General features: G+C 57.8%; 15 protein-coding genes. 6 read left to right on the top strand and 9 right to left on the bottom strand.

What is annotated here, in order from left to right:
- Positions 1 to 179 precede the first annotated feature (179 nt).
- On the top strand, positions 180 to 542 hold the full coding sequence (mdtJ, locus tag UTO39_RS04045; RefSeq protein ID WP_061099675.1) for a multidrug/spermidine efflux SMR transporter subunit MdtJ: 363 nt from the start codon (positions 180 to 182) through the stop codon (positions 540 to 542).
- Complete coding sequence (gene mdtI, locus UTO39_RS04040; protein ID WP_028012966.1) at positions 529 to 858, top strand: multidrug/spermidine efflux SMR transporter subunit MdtI; 330 nt, start codon at positions 529 to 531, stop codon at positions 856 to 858. Before mdtJ ends, mdtI begins: the two co-directional genes overlap by 14 nt.
- A gap of 38 nt (positions 859 to 896) precedes the next feature.
- Here mdtI and UTO39_RS04035 read toward each other — a convergent pair whose 3' ends face one another.
- The 8 genes from UTO39_RS04035 to puuD all read right to left on the bottom strand — a co-directional run bounded on the left by UTO39_RS04035 (position 897) and on the right by puuD (position 9,730).
- Positions 897 to 1,718 carry a serine protease gene (locus UTO39_RS04035; protein ID WP_028012967.1) on the bottom strand — a complete coding sequence of 274 codons (822 nt, stop codon included), beginning with the start codon at positions 1,716 to 1,718 and terminating at the stop codon, positions 897 to 899.
- A 278-nt stretch (positions 1,719 to 1,996) separates the two neighbouring features.
- Entirely contained in the window at positions 1,997 to 2,371 is a 375-nt protein-coding gene (asr, locus tag UTO39_RS04030; protein ID WP_032642591.1) for an acid resistance repetitive basic protein Asr, read from the bottom strand.
- Between the two features lie 148 nt (positions 2,372 to 2,519).
- Positions 2,520 to 4,007: a carboxypeptidase M32 gene (locus UTO39_RS04025; RefSeq protein WP_320726540.1), complete on the bottom strand. Its 1,488-nt coding sequence runs from the start codon at positions 4,005 to 4,007 to the stop codon at positions 2,520 to 2,522.
- A gap of 150 nt (positions 4,008 to 4,157) precedes the next feature.
- The gene (gene puuE, locus UTO39_RS04020) at positions 4,158 to 5,429 is read right to left on the bottom strand and encodes a 4-aminobutyrate transaminase (protein WP_253541773.1); all 1,272 of its coding nucleotides are present in this window, start codon (positions 5,427 to 5,429) and stop codon (positions 4,158 to 4,160) included.
- 25 nt (positions 5,430 to 5,454) lie between these two features.
- Positions 5,455 to 6,735, bottom strand: coding sequence for an FAD-binding oxidoreductase (locus tag UTO39_RS04015; RefSeq protein WP_320726539.1), 1,281 nt, complete (start codon positions 6,733 to 6,735; stop codon positions 5,455 to 5,457).
- Entirely contained in the window at positions 6,732 to 8,225 is a 1,494-nt protein-coding gene (puuC, locus tag UTO39_RS04010) for an aldehyde dehydrogenase PuuC (protein ID WP_320726538.1), read from the bottom strand. The genes UTO39_RS04015 and puuC overlap by 4 nt, the downstream gene beginning before the upstream one ends.
- 157 nt (positions 8,226 to 8,382) lie before the next feature.
- The gene (gene puuR / locus UTO39_RS04005; protein WP_013096835.1) at positions 8,383 to 8,940 is read right to left on the bottom strand and encodes an HTH-type transcriptional regulator PuuR; all 558 of its coding nucleotides are present in this window, start codon (positions 8,938 to 8,940) and stop codon (positions 8,383 to 8,385) included.
- 25 nt (positions 8,941 to 8,965) lie between these two features.
- Complete coding sequence (gene puuD / locus UTO39_RS04000; protein WP_028012974.1) at positions 8,966 to 9,730, bottom strand: gamma-glutamyl-gamma-aminobutyrate hydrolase; 765 nt, start codon at positions 9,728 to 9,730, stop codon at positions 8,966 to 8,968.
- Positions 9,731 to 9,944: 214 nt separating this feature from the next.
- On the opposite strand from puuD, the gene UTO39_RS03995 reads away from it, so the two are divergent.
- On the top strand, positions 9,945 to 11,363 hold the full coding sequence (locus UTO39_RS03995) for a glutamine synthetase family protein (RefSeq protein ID WP_320726537.1): 1,419 nt from the start codon (positions 9,945 to 9,947) through the stop codon (positions 11,361 to 11,363).
- Between the two features lie 356 nt (positions 11,364 to 11,719).
- Positions 11,720 to 13,111: an APC family permease gene (locus tag UTO39_RS03990; protein WP_061098366.1), complete on the top strand. Its 1,392-nt coding sequence runs from the start codon at positions 11,720 to 11,722 to the stop codon at positions 13,109 to 13,111.
- Between the two features lie 70 nt (positions 13,112 to 13,181).
- On the opposite strand, the gene UTO39_RS03985 is transcribed toward UTO39_RS03990, so the two are convergent.
- Entirely contained in the window at positions 13,182 to 14,435 is a 1,254-nt protein-coding gene (locus tag UTO39_RS03985) for an MFS transporter (RefSeq protein ID WP_320726536.1), read from the bottom strand.
- 121 nt (positions 14,436 to 14,556) lie between these two features.
- Between UTO39_RS03985 and UTO39_RS03980 the strand changes: the two genes are divergently transcribed.
- Together UTO39_RS03980 and mlc are read left to right on the top strand one after the other, a co-directional pair.
- Positions 14,557 to 15,453, top strand: coding sequence for a LysR family transcriptional regulator (locus tag UTO39_RS03980; RefSeq protein ID WP_048961364.1), 897 nt, complete (start codon positions 14,557 to 14,559; stop codon positions 15,451 to 15,453).
- Positions 15,454 to 15,583: 130 nt separating this feature from the next.
- A complete protein-coding gene (gene mlc, locus UTO39_RS03975) occupies positions 15,584 to 16,804 on the top strand; it encodes a sugar metabolism global transcriptional regulator Mlc (protein ID WP_041910244.1) in 1,221 nt (406 codons plus the stop codon).
- Positions 16,805 to 16,868: the final 64 nt, after the last annotated feature.

Raw genomic sequence — 16,868 nt, 5'->3', positions numbered from 1 at the left:
CTCTATTTTCCACCTCCTTCTGCCTGCTTGCTGGTGAGCAACACTGGCGCACCGCACTATAGTCACCTCTTCTGCCTGAGCTGGCGCTACGCGCTTAGCTGTCTGATTTAATTTCATATTTTTTGGTTTGCCGCATGCGGCGGGCCACGATGGATTATATTCTCAAGCAGGAGAAAAACATGTTTTACTGGATCTTATTAGCCCTGGCTATTCTCGCTGAAATTACCGGCACGCTGTCTATGAAATGGGCAAGCGTCAGCGAGGGCAATACCGGTTTTATTTTAATGCTGGTGATGATTTCCCTTTCTTATATTTTCCTCTCATTTGCGGTGAAGAAAATCGCGCTGGGTGTGGCCTACGCGCTGTGGGAAGGGATCGGTATTTTATTGATTACGCTTTTCAGCGTTCTGATATTCGACGAAACATTAACAACAATGAAGGTCGCCGGACTAACGACGCTGGTCGCGGGTATCGTGCTGATTAAATCAGGTACCCGAAAACCGACCAAACAGCAGAAGGAGCAGAACCATGCAGCAGTTTGAATGGGTTCACGCGGCCTGGCTGGGCTTCGCCATCGTGCTGGAGATTCTGGCGAACGTTCTGCTGAAATTCTCCGACGGTTTTCGCCGTAAAGTTTACGGCCTGATGTCGATTGCCGCGGTGCTGGGGGCCTTCAGCGCCCTGTCACAGGCGGTCAAAGGTATCGATCTGTCTGTGGCCTATGCGCTGTGGGGCGGTTTTGGTATCGCCGCCACCCTTGCCGCAGGGTGGGTGCTCTTCGGGCAGCGTTTAAATAATAAAGGCTGGATAGGGCTGATATTGCTGCTGGCGGGCATGATCATGATAAAACTCGCCTGATCAATCGGTAACCCTGATTCACCGACAGCCGCGCTGGCTTACTCCTTAGCCAGCGCTTCCAGCTTATCGCGAAAGCCGGTGACGGATAAGGCCCGGTTATCGGCTCGCCAGCGGTCTTTTGCGGCCGGGGCGGAGCTTTGTACCCCAATCAACTGCCAGCCGTTATCGGTTTTCAGCATCAGCGGTGAACCGCTGTCGCCCGGCAACGTATCGCACTGATGCGAAAGCACGCTGGTCTGCGCCCAGCCCGTCACGATACAGTCCGTGTGGGTGTAGAGCGCATCCAGATGATCGACCGGGTAGCCTGACTGCGTTACCTTGCGGTCGGCGGCTTTCAGCGCGGCGGTGAGCGCCGCTTTATCGCCGTCAAATAACGGCAGCGGCGTAATGCCCGAAGGCGGGTAGCGCAAAATAATCAGGCCAAAATCCCACGAGGCTGCCGCGGGCGGCACAATCCAGCCGTCGCCATCCGGCTTCAGTCGCTTACCGAGCGAAGCATCCACCCGGCCTTCAATGCCGTGGATTTCATAGCGCCAGATCCCTTTTTGCGACACAAATCGTAAGACAACCGCTTTGTCTGGCTTTCCGTTGGGTGGCGTCAACAGGCAGTGGCCCGCCGTCAGCGCTAATTGCGGGGTGATCAGCGTCGCGGTACACAGGTTGCCGCTGGCGGTTTCCAGTTGGCCTATAGCATCCCAGGGAGCCTGGGTAGGATCGGTGACGCGGGTACGATCGTCATGACCGAAAAAAAGCGTCTTTAGCTCTTTCGCGCTAATGGCGTTATCACCGCCATCATCCGCCTGTGAAAATCCAGAAAAAAGGCCAAACGTTCCCAGCAACAACACAACAGATTTACGCATATCACACTCTGGTGGGGGTAATTATGATTATTAAAAGTGAACCCTATGAAAATACTATAGACGGGACGGCGCTAAAGTGGGAGTAAAATCAGCGTGCTACAGTCAGGAAAGATAAAAATGGCTTGCGATGAGCGCGCATAAAATAAGCAGGATAAGAATCAGCTCAAACCGATAGCGTCGCAGCATACGCCCTCCGGATAAAAAAACGGCGCAGAACCTTTTCCGGTTCAGCGCCGGTTTACCAACGTGCCCCGAAGGGCACGGTTAAGCTTGTACGCTTACGCAGCTGGCTGTGCAGCTGGTTTAGCAGCTTCGTGTTTTACTGCTTTTTTGTGATGCTTTTTCGCAGCCTGGGCTTTCTGCTCGACGGCTGGTTTAGCGGCTTTCTTGTGGTGCTTTTTAGCAGCCTGAGCTTTCTGCTCTACGGCTGGTTTAGCGGCTTTTTTGTGGTGCTTTTTAGCGGCCTGGGCTTTTTGCTCTGCAGCCGGTTTAGCGGCTTTGTGGTGTTTCTTGTGATGTACGGTTTTTGCTGGCGCCGCGGTAGTCGTTGCAGCCGGTGCCGCAGCAGCTGGTGCAGCAGTGGTTTCAGCAGCAAACGCAGCAGAAGACAGACCCATAGCAGCGGCAACAACCAGAGCTAATACTTTTTTCATGTTCATACCCTCGAATTTGGTTTTTCATTTAACCCCACTGCGGGGCCGTTGAAATAACTATATCCCTGTAAATTCGGGGTTTCCGTGAGTGATTGGTATCGGCGTGTAACCATATGTACAAGGCCGGGGAAGAACCCCGGCCTTGTCATTACAGGTAGCGTGAGGTGAGGTGTTCGCGGAAGTAGCGGATATTCAGATCTTCCCCCGTCGCCTGGGTGATTAACTGCGACGTGCTGAAGCGGCTGCCGTGCTGCCAGATGTTCTGACGCAGCCACTCAAAGAGGGCGGAAAAATCGCCTTCAGCGATGGAGGACTGCAGTCCCGGAAGCGCGGTCTTAGCCGCATGGAACAGCTGCGCGGCGTACATCGCGCCCAGCGTGTACGACGGGAAGTAACCAAACCCGCCGTCGGTCCAGTGGATATCCTGCATACAGCCGTTGCGGTAGTTATCTTTGGTGGATAACCCGAGCCAGGCCTGCATTTTCTCATCCCACAGGGCGGGGATATCGTCCACCTCGATCTCGCCGTTGATCAGCGCGCGCTCAATCTCATAGCGCAGCACCACGTGTGCCGGGTAGCTCACTTCGTCGGCATCGACGCGGATATAGCCTGGCTTCACGCGCTGGTTCCAGGCGATAAAGTTCTCTTCGCTAAACGCCGCCTGGCTGCCAAAGCGGGCGTGAACGGCAGGGAGGAGGTGCTTGAGGAAGGCTTCGCTGCGCCCCAGCTGCATCTCAAAGAACAGGCTCTGGGATTCATGGATCGCGGTTGAGCGGGCGAGGGCAATAGGCTGGCCCGCCCATGCGCGCGGCAGGTTTTGTTCGTAGCGCGCGTGTCCGGTTTCGTGGATCACGCCAAACAGCGCGCTGAGCAGTTCGTCCTCATCATAGCGCGTGGTGATGCGCACATCTTCCGGCACGCCGCCGCAGAACGGGTGCGCGCTCACGTCCAGGCGTCCGCCGTTAAAATCGAAGCCAAGCATCTTCATGGCTTCCAGCCCCAGCTCGCGCTGGGTTGCCGTCGGGAAGGGGCCCTGCGGCGGAACGAACGACCGCTGTGCCTGTTTCTCCACCGCGCTTGCCAGCAGGTCCGGCAGCCAGGTTTTCATATCGCCAAACAGCACGTCCAGGCGCGCGCTGGTCATGTCCGGCTCAAAAATATCCAGCAGCGCGTCGTACGGCGTACAGCCTTTGGCCTCGGCGCGCAGGCGGGCTTCTTCACGGCTGAGTTTCACCACTTCTTTCAGGTTGGCGGAAAAGCCCTGCCAGTCGTTGGCGGGGCGCTGAGTACGCCAGGCGTGCTCGCACCTGCTGCCCGCGAGCGATTTGGCTTCCACCAGCGATTCCGGCAGCAGGGTGGCCTGCTGGTACTGTCGCGTCATTTCGCGCAGGTTGGCCTGTTCGACGTCATTCAGGTTTTCCCCTGCTGCGGCCGCTAACATGTCGCCGACTTTTTTATCGGTCAGGATCTGATGTTGCAGGACGCTCATCTCCGCCAGCGCTTCACCGCGCGCGGCGCTGCCGCCTGGTGGCATCATGGTGAACATGTCCCAGCTGGCGATAGAGGAGAGGTGAGAGAAGCGGGAGAGACGCTGGAAGGTTTTCACAAGTGACTGATAGGCGGATGTTTTTTGCAATTCTTGTTTCCTCTTGCCAGGGATGTGTTTCAGGGAGCATACAATGAAACAGACCAAATTCCCCAACATTTCCCGCACGGAGGAAATCTGTGCCGATCTCCTCCGTTGAAACCGCCTCCGGAATGCCGGGAGACGGTTTTCTGCGGGCGCTTAGGCCTTATCACGCATAACCTGTTGCAGGATCGCCAGCGCCTGGGTGAACTGGGCATCCGGGATGGTCAGCGGATAAAGAAAGCGGATCACGTTACCGTACTGGCCGCAGATCAACAGCAGCAGGCCCTGGGCGAGCGCCTTTTGCTGGATCGCCTGAGCGATGGCGGCCGAAGGTTCACGGCTCTCGGGATCAAAAAACTCCGCCGCAATCATCGATCCTCTTCCCCTTATCGCCACGAGCGCAGGAAAACTGCCCTGAATCTCCTCCAGCGTGGCTTTCAGCCGATCCCCCAGATGGCAGGCGCGGGCGCACAGCGACTCGTTGTCGATAATATTCAGCACCGCGTGCGCGGCGGCCACCGCAAGCGGGTTGCCTGCATAGGTCCCCCCCAGACCGCCGGGCGCCGGCGCGTCCATAATCTCGGCGCGGCCCACCACGCCGGACAGCGGCATTCCGCCTGCCAGGCTTTTCGCCATCGTCATCAGGTCGGGCTTGTCCGCGTAGTGTTCCATGGCAAACAGTTTACCCGTACGGGCGAAGCCGCTCTGCACTTCGTCGGCAATCATTACGATCCCGTGCTCATCGCAGATGCGGCGGATGGCGGCCACCAGCTCGGGCGGGGCGACGTTGAATCCGCCTTCACCCTGAATGGGTTCAAAAATAATCGCCGCCACCTGTTTCGCCTCAATATCCGCTTTGAACAGGCGTTCTATCGCCGTGATGGCATCCTGCGTCGTAATGCCGTGCAGCTCGGAGGGATACGGCACGTGATAAACCGACCCGGGGAACGGGCCAAATCCCAGCTTATAGGGCGCGACCTTGCCGGTTAACGCCATGGTCATATAGGTTCGGCCGTGGAAGCCTCCCCCGAAGGCAATCACGCCCGGTCTGCCGGTGTGGGCCCGGGCGATTTTAACGGCATTTTCCACCGCTTCCGCGCCCGTTGTGAAGAACGCCGTTTTGGCCGGGCCCTGAATCGGGGCCAGTTCGTTAAGTTTTTCGGCTAATGAAACGTAGCTTTCATACGGCACAATCTGGTAGGCCGTGTGGGTGAACTGGTGAAGCTGTTTTTCCACTGCCGCGACCAGTTCAGGATGACGATGGCCGGTATTCAGGACCGCGATCCCGGCGGCGAAATCAATATAGTCGTTGCCTTCCACGTCGGTGAGGGTGGCATTCTCCGCCGTCCGGGCAAAGAAGTTACACATTACGCCTACGCCGCGCGGGGTGGCAGAAAGTCTGCGCTGATGAAATTCCTGGTTACTCATGTCAGATACCCTTTTGTCGAAACGATCATACGCCAAGACGATCGCGCAGGCTGTAGTACGCCGCGCCCATCGCCGTGAATGGAATCCGCAGGCTGCGGCCGCCCGGGAAGGGGTAGTGCGGGAGGTTGGCAAACGCATCAAAGCGCTCGGCGTCACCGCGCAACAGCTCCGAGATCAGCCGTCCGGCCAGGTGGGTGCAGGTCACGCCGTGGCCGCTGTAGCCCTGCATGTAATAGATGTTCTTATCCAGACGGCCAAACTGCGGCATCCGCGACAGGGTCAGCAGGAAGTTGCCCGTCCAGCGGTAGTCGATTTTGACGCCTGCCAGCTGCGGGAAGGTTTTCAGCAGCTTTGGCATCACCAGGCGCTCGACATCGTCCGGATCGCGCGCGCCATAGACGACGCCACCGCCGTACAGCAGGCGGTTGTCGGCGGTGAGGCGGTAGTAATCCAGCAGGTAGTTGCAATCTTCCACGCAATAGTTATTGGGGATCAGCGTGCGGACGACCTCCTCCGGCAGCGGGGCGGTGGTCACCACCTGGGTGCCGCAGGGCATGCTGCGTTTTGCCAGTTCCGGTTCTATCTTATCGCCCAGATAGGCATTCCCGGCGACGATCACGTAGCGGGCCGTCACCTGGCCATGCTGCGTGCTCACCACGGCCGGGCTGGTGTGCTGAATGGCGGTCACCGGGGACCGTTCATACACCCGGCCGCCGTTCAGGCGAATGGCGTCCGCTTCGCCGATTGCCAGGTTCAGCGGATGGATATGCCCCCCGCTGCGGTCCAGCAGCGCGCCGGTATAGCGTTCGCTGTCGACTTCCCGGCGGATGGCGTTAGCGTCCAGCAGCTCCAGCTGCGTGTTGCCGTAGCGTTCCCAGTTGGCTTTTTGCTCCTCCAGCGTCTCCAGCTGCTTATGGTTTAGCGCCACAAACAGCCCGCCGGGACGATAGTCGCACTGGATCTGATAGCGCTGGATCCGCTCCCGGATGATCTCCCCGCCTTCAAACATCATGCTTCCGAGGACTTTTGCGGCATCGGGTCCGTAGTTTTTCTCAATCACGTCGATATCGCGGCTGTAGGAGTTAACCAGCTGGCCGCCGTTGCGTCCGCTGGCGCCGAAGCCGATGCGCGCCCCTTCGAGGAGCACCACGTCGTAGCCCATTTCAGCCAGATGCAGCGCGGAGGAGAGGCCGGTATAGCCGCCGCCCACCACGCACACGTCACAGCTGATCGACTCGTTAAGCGTCGGGAAAGGTTCGTAAGCGTTCGCGCTGGCCGCGTAGTAGCTGGTGGTATGTTCGGTCATGATTGAGGCTCCAGGGCAATCCAGATGGTTTTCAGTTCGGTAAATTTTTCCAGCGCGTGCAGGGACTTATCGCGACCGTTGCCGCTCTGCTTATAGCCGCCAAAGGGTACGGTCATATCGCCGTCGTTATAGTTATTGACGAAGACCGAGCCTGCTTTCAGGCGGCGGCTCATGCGGTGCGCGCGGGAGAGATCGCGGGTCCATACCGCCGCGCCAAGCCCATATTCACTGTCGTTGGCCAGCGTTAAGGCTTCCTCTTCGGTTTTAAAACGGGTGACGACCAGCACCGGCCCGAAAATCTCTTCCCGGCACAGCGGGGAGGCAGGGTTGATGTCGACAAAAATGGTGGGACCGACTGCGGAAGGCCATGATTGTTCCCGCCCGTCCACCAGCAGCGTACCTTTCCGGGTTCCCTCGCGAATAAACGTGTGGACGGTATCGGCGTGCGCAGCGTCTATGAGCATGCCCATCGTGCTGTCAGGGTCGAGCGGATTGCCCGGCTGCCAGTGACGGGCCTGCGCTTTCAGCCTTGCCAGGAAGTCATCGGCGATGCTGTCTTCAAGCAGCAGGCGGGTTCCGGCGATACAGACTTGCCCCTGGTTATAAAAAATCCCGGCGGCGGTCGCGCTCACGGCCTTGTCCAGGTCCGGACAGTCGGCAAAGATAATGTTGGCGCTCTTGCCGCCTGCCTCCAGCCAGACGCGCTTCATGTTACTTTCTCCCGCGTCCTTCAACAGCTGCTTACCGGTACGGGTAGAGCCGGTAAACGTCAGCACCTCGACCTCAGGATGCAGTGCCAGCGCCTGGCCCGCTTCGTGACCGTAACCGCTTATCACATTCAACACGCCGTCCGGCAGGCCCGCCTCTTTCGCCAGCCCGGCCAGCCGCAGGGCGGTGAGCGGCGATTTCTCCGACGGTTTCAATACCACGCTATTGCCCGCAATCAGTGCCGGGCCCAGCTTCCAGCAGGCCAGCAGCAGCGGGAAGTTCCAGGGGACGATGGCCGCGACAACCCCGATCGGCTCGCGCACGATCATCGCCAGCTCGCCCGGCCCCGTAGGCGCCACTTCGCCGTAGACTTTATCCGCCGCTTCGGCGTACCAGCGTATGGCGCGAGCCGCGCCGGGAATATCGTCGCGCAGGCTGTGGCGGATCGGTTTACCGGTGTCCAGCGTTTCCAGTAAGGCCAGTTCTTCGCCGTGGCGCTCCATCAAATCGGCGAGCTTATTCAGCACGGCCTTGCGCTGCGCCGGAGACGCCTGCGACCAGTCTCCGCGCTCAAATACCTCACGCGCGGCCTGAACCGCACGGTCCACGTCCGCCTGCTTGCCCCGGGCCACGTTCGCCAGCGTCTGTTGGGTTGCGGGATTGACGGTTTCAAACGTGGCATTATCGGCGGCGTCACAATAGGCACCGTTAATAAATAACCGGGTCTCAATGGCGCTGTTTTTTGCTTTATCCTGCCAGTAAGTCAGGTGCTGAAAATGCATATTCACTCCTTTCTTTCGCAATCAGATAAATAAAGGCATGGCCGTTTCAGGCAATACGAAGCCGTGAGGCATCCCGGGAATTAACCCGTTGAATGCCGACATCGATCGTTTTTATTTGTCCCGGCGTAAGCGCGCCTACGCCGGGACTGAGTGGTAATTAGAATGTGGTGGGGGTGTGGGCACTGATAATGCGGCAGATGCCTGCCGAGGTATTGCTGAAGCTGTGAGGTATGCCGGTATTGATGGCATAGCTCTGCCCCGCAACCAGGTGATAAGGCTGGCCATTAATGGTCAGCACTATTTCACCTTCCAGTATCGTACCTATCTCCTCACCCTGATGTTTGATCCTCTCTCCGGTCGTGGTTCCAGGCTGGTAAGTTTCAAAAATCATCGCCAGCGTACGGTTCGGATTTCCGTTATGAACCAGCTTCATCGAAACCCCCTGACTGCCTATTTCGATAAGGTCTTCCTGATTAATAACCACCTGCGGTTCATCAGGTTTTTCCGGTTCCGAAAAGAATTCCGAGAGCGACAGCCCATAAACTTTCAGCAGCTTTTGCAGCGTACTGATGGCAGGACTGACTTTGTCCTGCTCGATGGTGCTGATGGCACTGTGTGTTAACCCAGACAGTTCGGCGGCACGCCGCTGCGAGAGACCCAGCTGCTGGCGGATCTCAGACAGACGTTTCCCTGGCGCCAGTCCGTCATCGCTCATAGTTGCATTTCCTTTACGGTAGTGGTCAAAGCCGTTGCTTCTCGGCAATGTGGCTTTGACAGGCGGTGATAAAACCATCAAACAACATACGTGACAGGGCATACTCGCTGCTGTTCCATTCGGGGTGCCATTGCACGCCGAGGGCAAAGGGGTGGTCATGAACGCTGACCGCTTCGACCAGCCCGTCCGTCGAGCGGGCCTCCACGCGGAGCCGTGGTCCTAACGTTCGTGCACCTTGCCCGTGTAACGAGTTTACCCAAAATGTGTTACAGCCTGGTATTAATTGAGACAGCAGTCCTCCCTCCTGAACCTGAACCTCATGAGAAGGGGCGTATTGTAGCTCAACAGGCAGTTCAGGATCTTCCCGGTGCTCAAGCAGGTCGTTCTGCTCGAACAGGCGGCGATACAGCGTTCCTCCCGTCGCAACAACCAGTTCCTGCAGCCCCCGGCAGATGGCGAAAATGGGGATGCGCCTTTCGAGCGCGGCGGCAATCAGCGCCATACTCAGAAGATCTCGCCCGGGATCGGCGTCAGGCTCATCGCCGTTTTCACCATAAAGGTGCGGCTGCACGTTACTTGGGCTGCCCGGCAGGTAAATCCCGTCCAGGGTTGGCAGCAGAGCGGTAAGTAGCTCTGGCTCTGCCAGCGCATGCGGTAAGGCAATAGGTAAGCCCCCCGCGTTAATAATGGCATTCAGGTACTTTTCTTGCAGGGTCTGGGTCTCATGACCCTTAAGCCTGTTTCTGCACATCACTACGCCAATAACTGGCTTGTTCATTATATTTTCCATGATCGCCCTCACAAAGTGGACTAAATTTAGGCCATTCTCGCCTGTGAAACGGCCTTTTCGTTCAATATTTTCTCAATCTAGCAATGGGATCTGCCTTTTGCAAACTTAATTTAACATTTGACAAACAATTTGTTTGCATACAGATTCGATAGTGTGGACATTATATTTGACAGTCCAGAGCAGCGAACGCAAATCCCAAAAACGGTGGTAAATCATGGAAACCAATATCGTAGAAGTTGAGAACTTTGTGCAGCACACGGATGAGAGGCGGGGCAGCGCCTTTACGCAGGAAGTGAAGCGCTATTTAGAAAAGTATCCTGACACCCAGTTTATTGATGTCCTCCTGACCGACCTGAACGGCTGTTTTCGCGGCAAGCGCATCCCGGTTGCCGGACTGAGCAAGCTTGAAAAAGGCTGCTATTTCCCGGCATCGGTTTTCGCCATGGACATTTTGGGTAACGTCGTGGAAGAGGCGGGCCTGGGGCAGGAGCTCGGCGAGCCGGACTGTATCTGTGTGCCGGTACCGGGCACCCTGACACCCTCCGCCGCCGACCCGGAATACATTGGTCAGGTGCAGCTCACCATGGTCGATGAAGATGGCGCTCCCTTTGACGTTGAGCCGCGGAACGTACTCAACCGACTCTGGCAGCAGCTGCGCCAGCGCGGTCTGTTCCCCGTGGTAGCGGTAGAGCTGGAGTTCTATTTACTTGACCGTAAGCGCGATGCCGACGGCTATCTGCAGCCACCCTGCGCGCCAGGCACCGACGTGCGTAACACGCAGAGCCAGGTCTACTCGGTTGATAACCTGAACCACTTTGCTGACGTGCTGAACGATATTGACGAACTGGCGCAGCTGCAGCTGATCCCCGCAGACGGGGCCGTGGCTGAGGCCTCCCCGGGCCAGTTTGAGATTAACCTGCACCATACGGAAAACGTGCTCGACGCCTGCGATGATGCGCTGGCGCTAAAACGTCTCGTCAGGCAGATGGCGGAAAAACATAAGATGCACGCCACGTTTATGGCAAAGCCGTATGAAGAGCATGCGGGCAGCGGGATGCATATCCACATCAGCATGCAAAACAACAGAGGCGAAAACGTGCTCGCAGACGCCAGCGGCGAGGATTCCGCGCTGCTGAAACGCGCGCTGGCCGGGATGATCGATCTGATGCCCGCGTCCATGGCGCTGCTGGCACCGAACGTCAACTCCTACCGCCGCTTCCAGCCGGGAATGTACGTGCCGACGCAGGCGTCATGGGGACACAATAATCGCACGGTTGCCCTGCGTATCCCCTGCGGCGATCGCCATAACCATCGGGTCGAGTACCGGGTGGCGGGCGCAGACGCGAACCCGTATCTGGTGATGGCGGCGATTTTTGCCGGCATTCTTCACGGGCTGGATAACGATTTACCCCTGCAGGAAGAAGTTGAAGGCAATGGCCTGGAGCAGGACGGACTGCCGTTCCCGATTCGTCAGAGCGATGCGCTGTGGGAATTTATGCAAAACGATCACCTTCGCGAGCGGCTGGGCGAACATTTCTGCCACGTCTATCACGCCTGCAAAAATGATGAATTACTGCAGTTTGAACGCCTGATTACCGAAACAGAAATTGAGTGGATGCTGAAAAACGCCTGATAACGTGCCCCGGTAAGGGGCCGCTTTGTTTCATCTCATACGTTTCACCAAACGGCCTGCGCGGAGCCTGGCCGAACTGTTCGCTGGCACGCCAGCTATCTCCCGGGAGTCGCGTTATGGAGCGCAGGCGGCACAGGGACTTTCTTAACGACACTGTGTGACGAGGTAGGAAATGATGCAGATGTTCAACTATCCGCAGGGCGAAGGGGGCCAGTCAGGCGCCTGCTGTGAGTGCGAGCCAGAGATGCTGCGCTGGTACGATCGCGTATGTTCTTTACAACTTCCCCCTTTGCTAAGCAGGTTTGCGTTAAGGTCAACGCAATTGCAAACCACGGTAAGCATGGGGGGGACGGTTTATGGCGACTAACACGTCTCTTGATTCGCCGGGCATGGCCGGAAGAACCCGGCTGCGCAGTTCCCTCAAGCTCTGGCAGGTGGTCATGATGGGGCTGGCTTACCTCACTCCCATGACCGTGTTTGATACCTTCGGCATTGTGTCCGGTATCAGCAATGGCCACGTGCCCGCCTCGTATCTCCTTGCGCTTGCTGGCGTCATGTTTACCGCCATCAGCTACGGCAAGCTGGTACGACAGTTCCCGGAAGCGGGCTCTGCGTACACCTACACGCAGAAATCGATCGGCCCCCACCTGGGGTTTATGGTCGGCTGGTCATCGCTGCTGGACTATCTCTTCCTGCCGATGATCAACGTGCTGCTGGCGAAGATCTACCTTTCCGCGCTGTTCCCGGAAGTCCCGCCGTGGGTCTGGGTGGTGGGGTTTGTGACGATCCTGACGCTGGCGAACCTGAAGAGCGTTAATTTGGTCGCCAACTTTAACACCCTGTTTGTGCTGGTGCAGATCGCCATCATGGTGGTGTTTGTCATACTCGTGGTGCATGGCCTGCACAAGGGTGAGGGGGTTGGCACCGTCTGGTCGCTCCAGCCGTTTATCAGCGAGAACGCACATCTGATCCCGATTATTACCGGCGCGACGATCGTCTGCTTCTCTTTCCTCGGCTTTGACGCGGTCACCACGCTGTCGGAAGAGACGCCAAACGCGGCGCGGGTTATTCCCAAAGCCATTTTCCTGACCGCACTGTATGGCGGGCTGATATTCATTATTGCCTCGTTTTTCATGCAGCTCTTTTTCCCGACGATCGCGCGCTTCAAGAACCCGGACGCCGCGCTGCCGGAAATTGCGCTGTACGTGGGCGGCAAGCTCTTCCAGTCGGTGTTTCTGTGCACCACGTTTGTGAATACGCTCGCTTCAGGCCTGGCCTCGCACGCCAGCGTCTCACGCTTGTTGTACGTGATGGGGCGTGACAACGTCTTCCCGGAGCGGGTGTTTGGCTACGTGCATCCGAAGTGGCGCACGCCGGCCCTGAACGTCATTATGGTAGGGATAGTGGCGCTGTCGGCCCTGTACTTTGATCTCGTGACCGCGACGGCGCTAATCAACTTTGGCGCGCTGGTGGCGTTTACGTTTGTTAATCTCTCGGTGTACAACCATTTCTGGCGGCGTAAAGGGCTGAACAAAACGTGGAAAGATCGGCTCCACTACTTCCTGCTGCCCCTCATTGGTGCCGCAACGGTCGGCGTGCTGTGGATAAACCTCGAAGCGACGTCCCTGACGCTTGGCCTCATCTGGGCGGCACTGGGGGTTCTTTACCTCGCATGGCTAACGCGCCGCTTCCGAAAACCGCCTCCGCAGTTTGAAGCCGGTAAGATAGAGCAGGCCTGGGATTCCTGAACGTGAAACGGCACCAGTACGCTGGTGCCGTTTATCGGGATCGCTCGTCTTACCGGGCATCAGTCCCTTACTATCTCAGACGTTTATGAAGACTTGCTCCCACCAGCAGCGCCGCGCACAGCATCAGCGCGATAAACCCGCCCACGCCGTTCCAGCCGTAGTGATGCCAGAACACGCCGCCCAGCGTCCCGGCGATGCTTGAGCCCAGATAATAGCTAAACAGATACAGTGACGATGCCTGTCCTTTGGCGCGACGCGCGCGCGGGCCAATCCAGCTGCTGGCGACCGAGTGAGCGGCGAAGAACCCTGCGGAGAAGAGCAGCATACCGGCAAAGATAAGCCACAGGGAAGAGAAGAGCGTCAGCAGCAGGCCGAGCAGCATCACCGCGGTAAATACCAGCATCACCGGCCCGCGGCCAAAGCGCGCCGTCATCGCCCCGGCTTTCGGCGAACTCCACGTGCCGGTGAGATAGGCCACGGAAAGCAAACCCACAACGGCCTGGTTCAGATGCCACGGCGAGAGCATCAGCCGGTAGCCAATATAGTTAAACAGCGTCACGAAGGAACCCATCAGCAGGAATCCCATCAGAAACAGTCGCGGTAAACCTTTGTCGCGCCAGTGCAGGCGGAAGTTGATAAACAGCGTTTTCGGGCGCAGAGAAGTCGGGCGAAAATGGCGCGACTCCGGCAGGATTTTCCAGAACATCAGGGCCGATGCCATCGCAAAGCACCCGATTACCGCCAGCGCAATGCGCCAGCTGAAGAAGTCCGTAAACACCCCGCTCAGCAGACGCCCGCTCATGCCGCCAATCGAGTTCCCGCTGATGTACAGCCCCATCGAAAAGGCAACGAAGCTCGGGTGGATCTCCTCGCTGAGATAGGTCATCCCGACTGCCGCCACGCCGCTGAGCGATAGCCCGATCAGCGCGCGCATCATCAAAATGCCGTGCCAGCTGGTCATCATCGTGGAGAGTAACGTACAGACCGAGGCCAGCATCAGGGCGGTTACCATCACCGGTTTACGGCCAATGGCGTCGGAGAGCGGGCCGGTAAAAAGCAGGCCAATTGCCAGCATCCCGGTTGAAATGGAAAGCGAAACGCTGCTGCTGGCGGGCGATACGCCGAACTCGTGGGAGAGCACGGGCAGGATCGGCTGAACGCAGTAGAGCAGGGCAAACGTTGCCAGACCGGCGGAAAAGAGCGCCAAGGTGACGCGCATAAACTGGGGGGTACCGCGTTTGATGAACTGAACCGGCTGCGATGCTACAGGCAAATCATTAATATCTCTGGCCGGATCGATATCAATGGTAGATGTACGACTCACACAGTTTCCTTGCTTAAACATCCCCGTGATTTCTGGTGACGGGTATGACCACGCCTTCAGGGTAGGAAAATGTAAATATTCTGTCTAATATATTAATAATCTCAAATGATACTTTAAAAATATGAATATCGAGCTGCGTCATCTTCGCTACTTTGTCGCCGTCGCCGAGGAGCTGCATTTTGGCCGCGCGGCGGCGCGGCTGAATATTTCTCAGCCGCCCTTAAGCCAGCAGATTCAAATCCTCGAGCAGCAGGTCGGGGCGCGTCTTCTGGCCCGCACCAACCGCAGCGTGAGCCTGACGGCGGCGGGTAAGCAGTTTCTGATCGACAGCCGCCAAATCCTGAGCATGGTCGACGACGCCGCCGCCCGGGCGGAACGGCTCTATCTTGGGGAAGCCGGAGAGCTGCGGATCGGGTTTACCTCGTCCGCGCCGTTTATCAGCGCCGTCTCGCAGACGCTATCGTCATTCCGCCGTCATTTTCCGGACGTGCATATTCAGACGCGCGAAATTAATACCCGCGAGCAGATTGCGCCGTTGAACGAAGGCGCGCTCGATCTGGGGCTGATGCGTAATACCCAGCTGCCGGACACCCTGGCGTGGGAGGTGATCCTGCGCGAACCGCTGATGGCCATGATCCCGAACGACCACCCGCTGGCGTCGCGTCCGGCGGTTTCGCTGGCAGAGCTGGCAAAAGAGCCGTTTGTCTTTTTTGACCCGCAGGTCGGGACGGGCCTGTATGACGATATTCTGGGGCTGATGCGCCGCTACGATCTTGCCCCGGTCATCACCCAGGAAGTGGGAGAGGCGATGACCATTATCGGCCTGGTCGCCGCCGGGCTTGGGGTGTCGATACTCCCGGCCTCCTTTAAGCGGGTACAGCTGCGCGAAATGCGCTGGGTGACCATTGCCGAGGAGGATGCCGTGTCCGAGATGTGGCTGGTGTGGTCAAAACATCGCGAACAGAGCCATGCTGCGCAGCGCTTCAAACAGCGGTTAATCCAGGCCTCCGCGGTCTGATATTTCCCGGGAAAAACGGGTAAAAATGTGCGGTAAATCACATGGCTAAGTAAATATTTGACGACACCCATGGAAGTGCTTCACCATAGCCAAAAGTTTATTTCGAAGCTCGAAAATAAGGGAGTACGAGGTGGTTGCTGATAGTCAGCCAGGGCATATTGATCAGATTAAGCAGACCAACGCTGGCGCGGTGTATCGCCTGATTGATCAGCTTGGTCCGGTTTCGCGTATCGATCTGTCGCGCCTGGCACAGCTGGCACCCGCCAGTATCACCAAAATTGTCCGCGAAATGCTGGAAGCGCACCTGGTCCAGGAGACGGAAATTCAGGAGCCGGGCAGCCGTGGTCGTCCGGCGGTTGGCCTGGTGGTCGAGACCGAAGCCTGGCACTACCTCTCGCTGCGCATCAGCCGCGGAGAGATCTTCCTTGCGCTGCGCGACCTCAGCAGCAAGCTGGTGGTGGAAGACCGGCTTGAGCTGCCGCTCAACGCCGAGGAACCGCTTCTCGATGCGATTGTCTCCCATATCGATCGCTTCTTTATTCGCCATCAGCAGCGGCTTGAACGCTTAACGGCGATTGCCATCACCATGCCCGGCATTATTGATACCGAAAATGGTATTGTTCACCGCATGCCGTTTTACGACGATGTTAAAGAGATGCCCCTGGGCGAAGTGCTGGAAAACCATACCGGCGTGCCGGTCTATATTCAGCACGACATCAGCGCCTGGACGATGGCGGAAGCGCTGTTCGGCGCGTCGCGCGGTGCGCGTGACGTCATTCAGGTGGTCATCGACCATAACGTCGGGGCGGGGGTGATCACCGACGGACGGCTCCTCCACGCCGGAAGCAGCAGCCTGGTGGAGATTGGCCACACCCAGGTCGACCCGTACGGCAAGCGCTGCTACTGCGGGAACCATGGCTGTCTGGAGACGATCGCCAGCGTGGAAAGCGTGCTTGAACTGGCGCAGGTGAGGCTCAGCCAGTCCATGAGCTCCTCGCTTCACGGCCAGCCCTTAACGGTGGATTCCCTCTGCGCCGCCGCGCGTCAGGGAGATCTGCTGGCGAAGGACATTATTACCGGAGTGGGAAATAACGTAGGCCGCATTCTGGCGATTATGGTGAACCTCTTCAATCCGCAAAAAATCCTGATTGGCTCACCGCTGAGCCAGGCGGCGGAGATCCTTTTTCCGGCGATTACGGCCTGTATTCAGCAGCAGTCGCTTCCCGCCTACAGCAGAAACATTGCGGTAGAAAGTACCCAGTTTTCCAACCAGGGCACGATGGCCGGCGCGGCGCTGGTCAAAGATGCCATGTACAACGGCTCGCTGCTTATCCGCCTGTTACAGGGTTAACTCTTTTCCGCAGATGTAAGAAAAATTGCGCTATCTCAAGCCGGGTAGCGCACGCATCCCGTAG

Origin of the sequence: Enterobacter sp. 118C5 (assembly GCF_034107645.1) — a bacterium.
In the GTDB taxonomy this organism is placed as follows: domain Bacteria; phylum Pseudomonadota; class Gammaproteobacteria; order Enterobacterales; family Enterobacteriaceae; genus Enterobacter; species Enterobacter nematophilus.
Note: the sequence above shows the minus strand (reverse complement) of the source record. Positions and strands in the feature narration are given on the sequence as shown.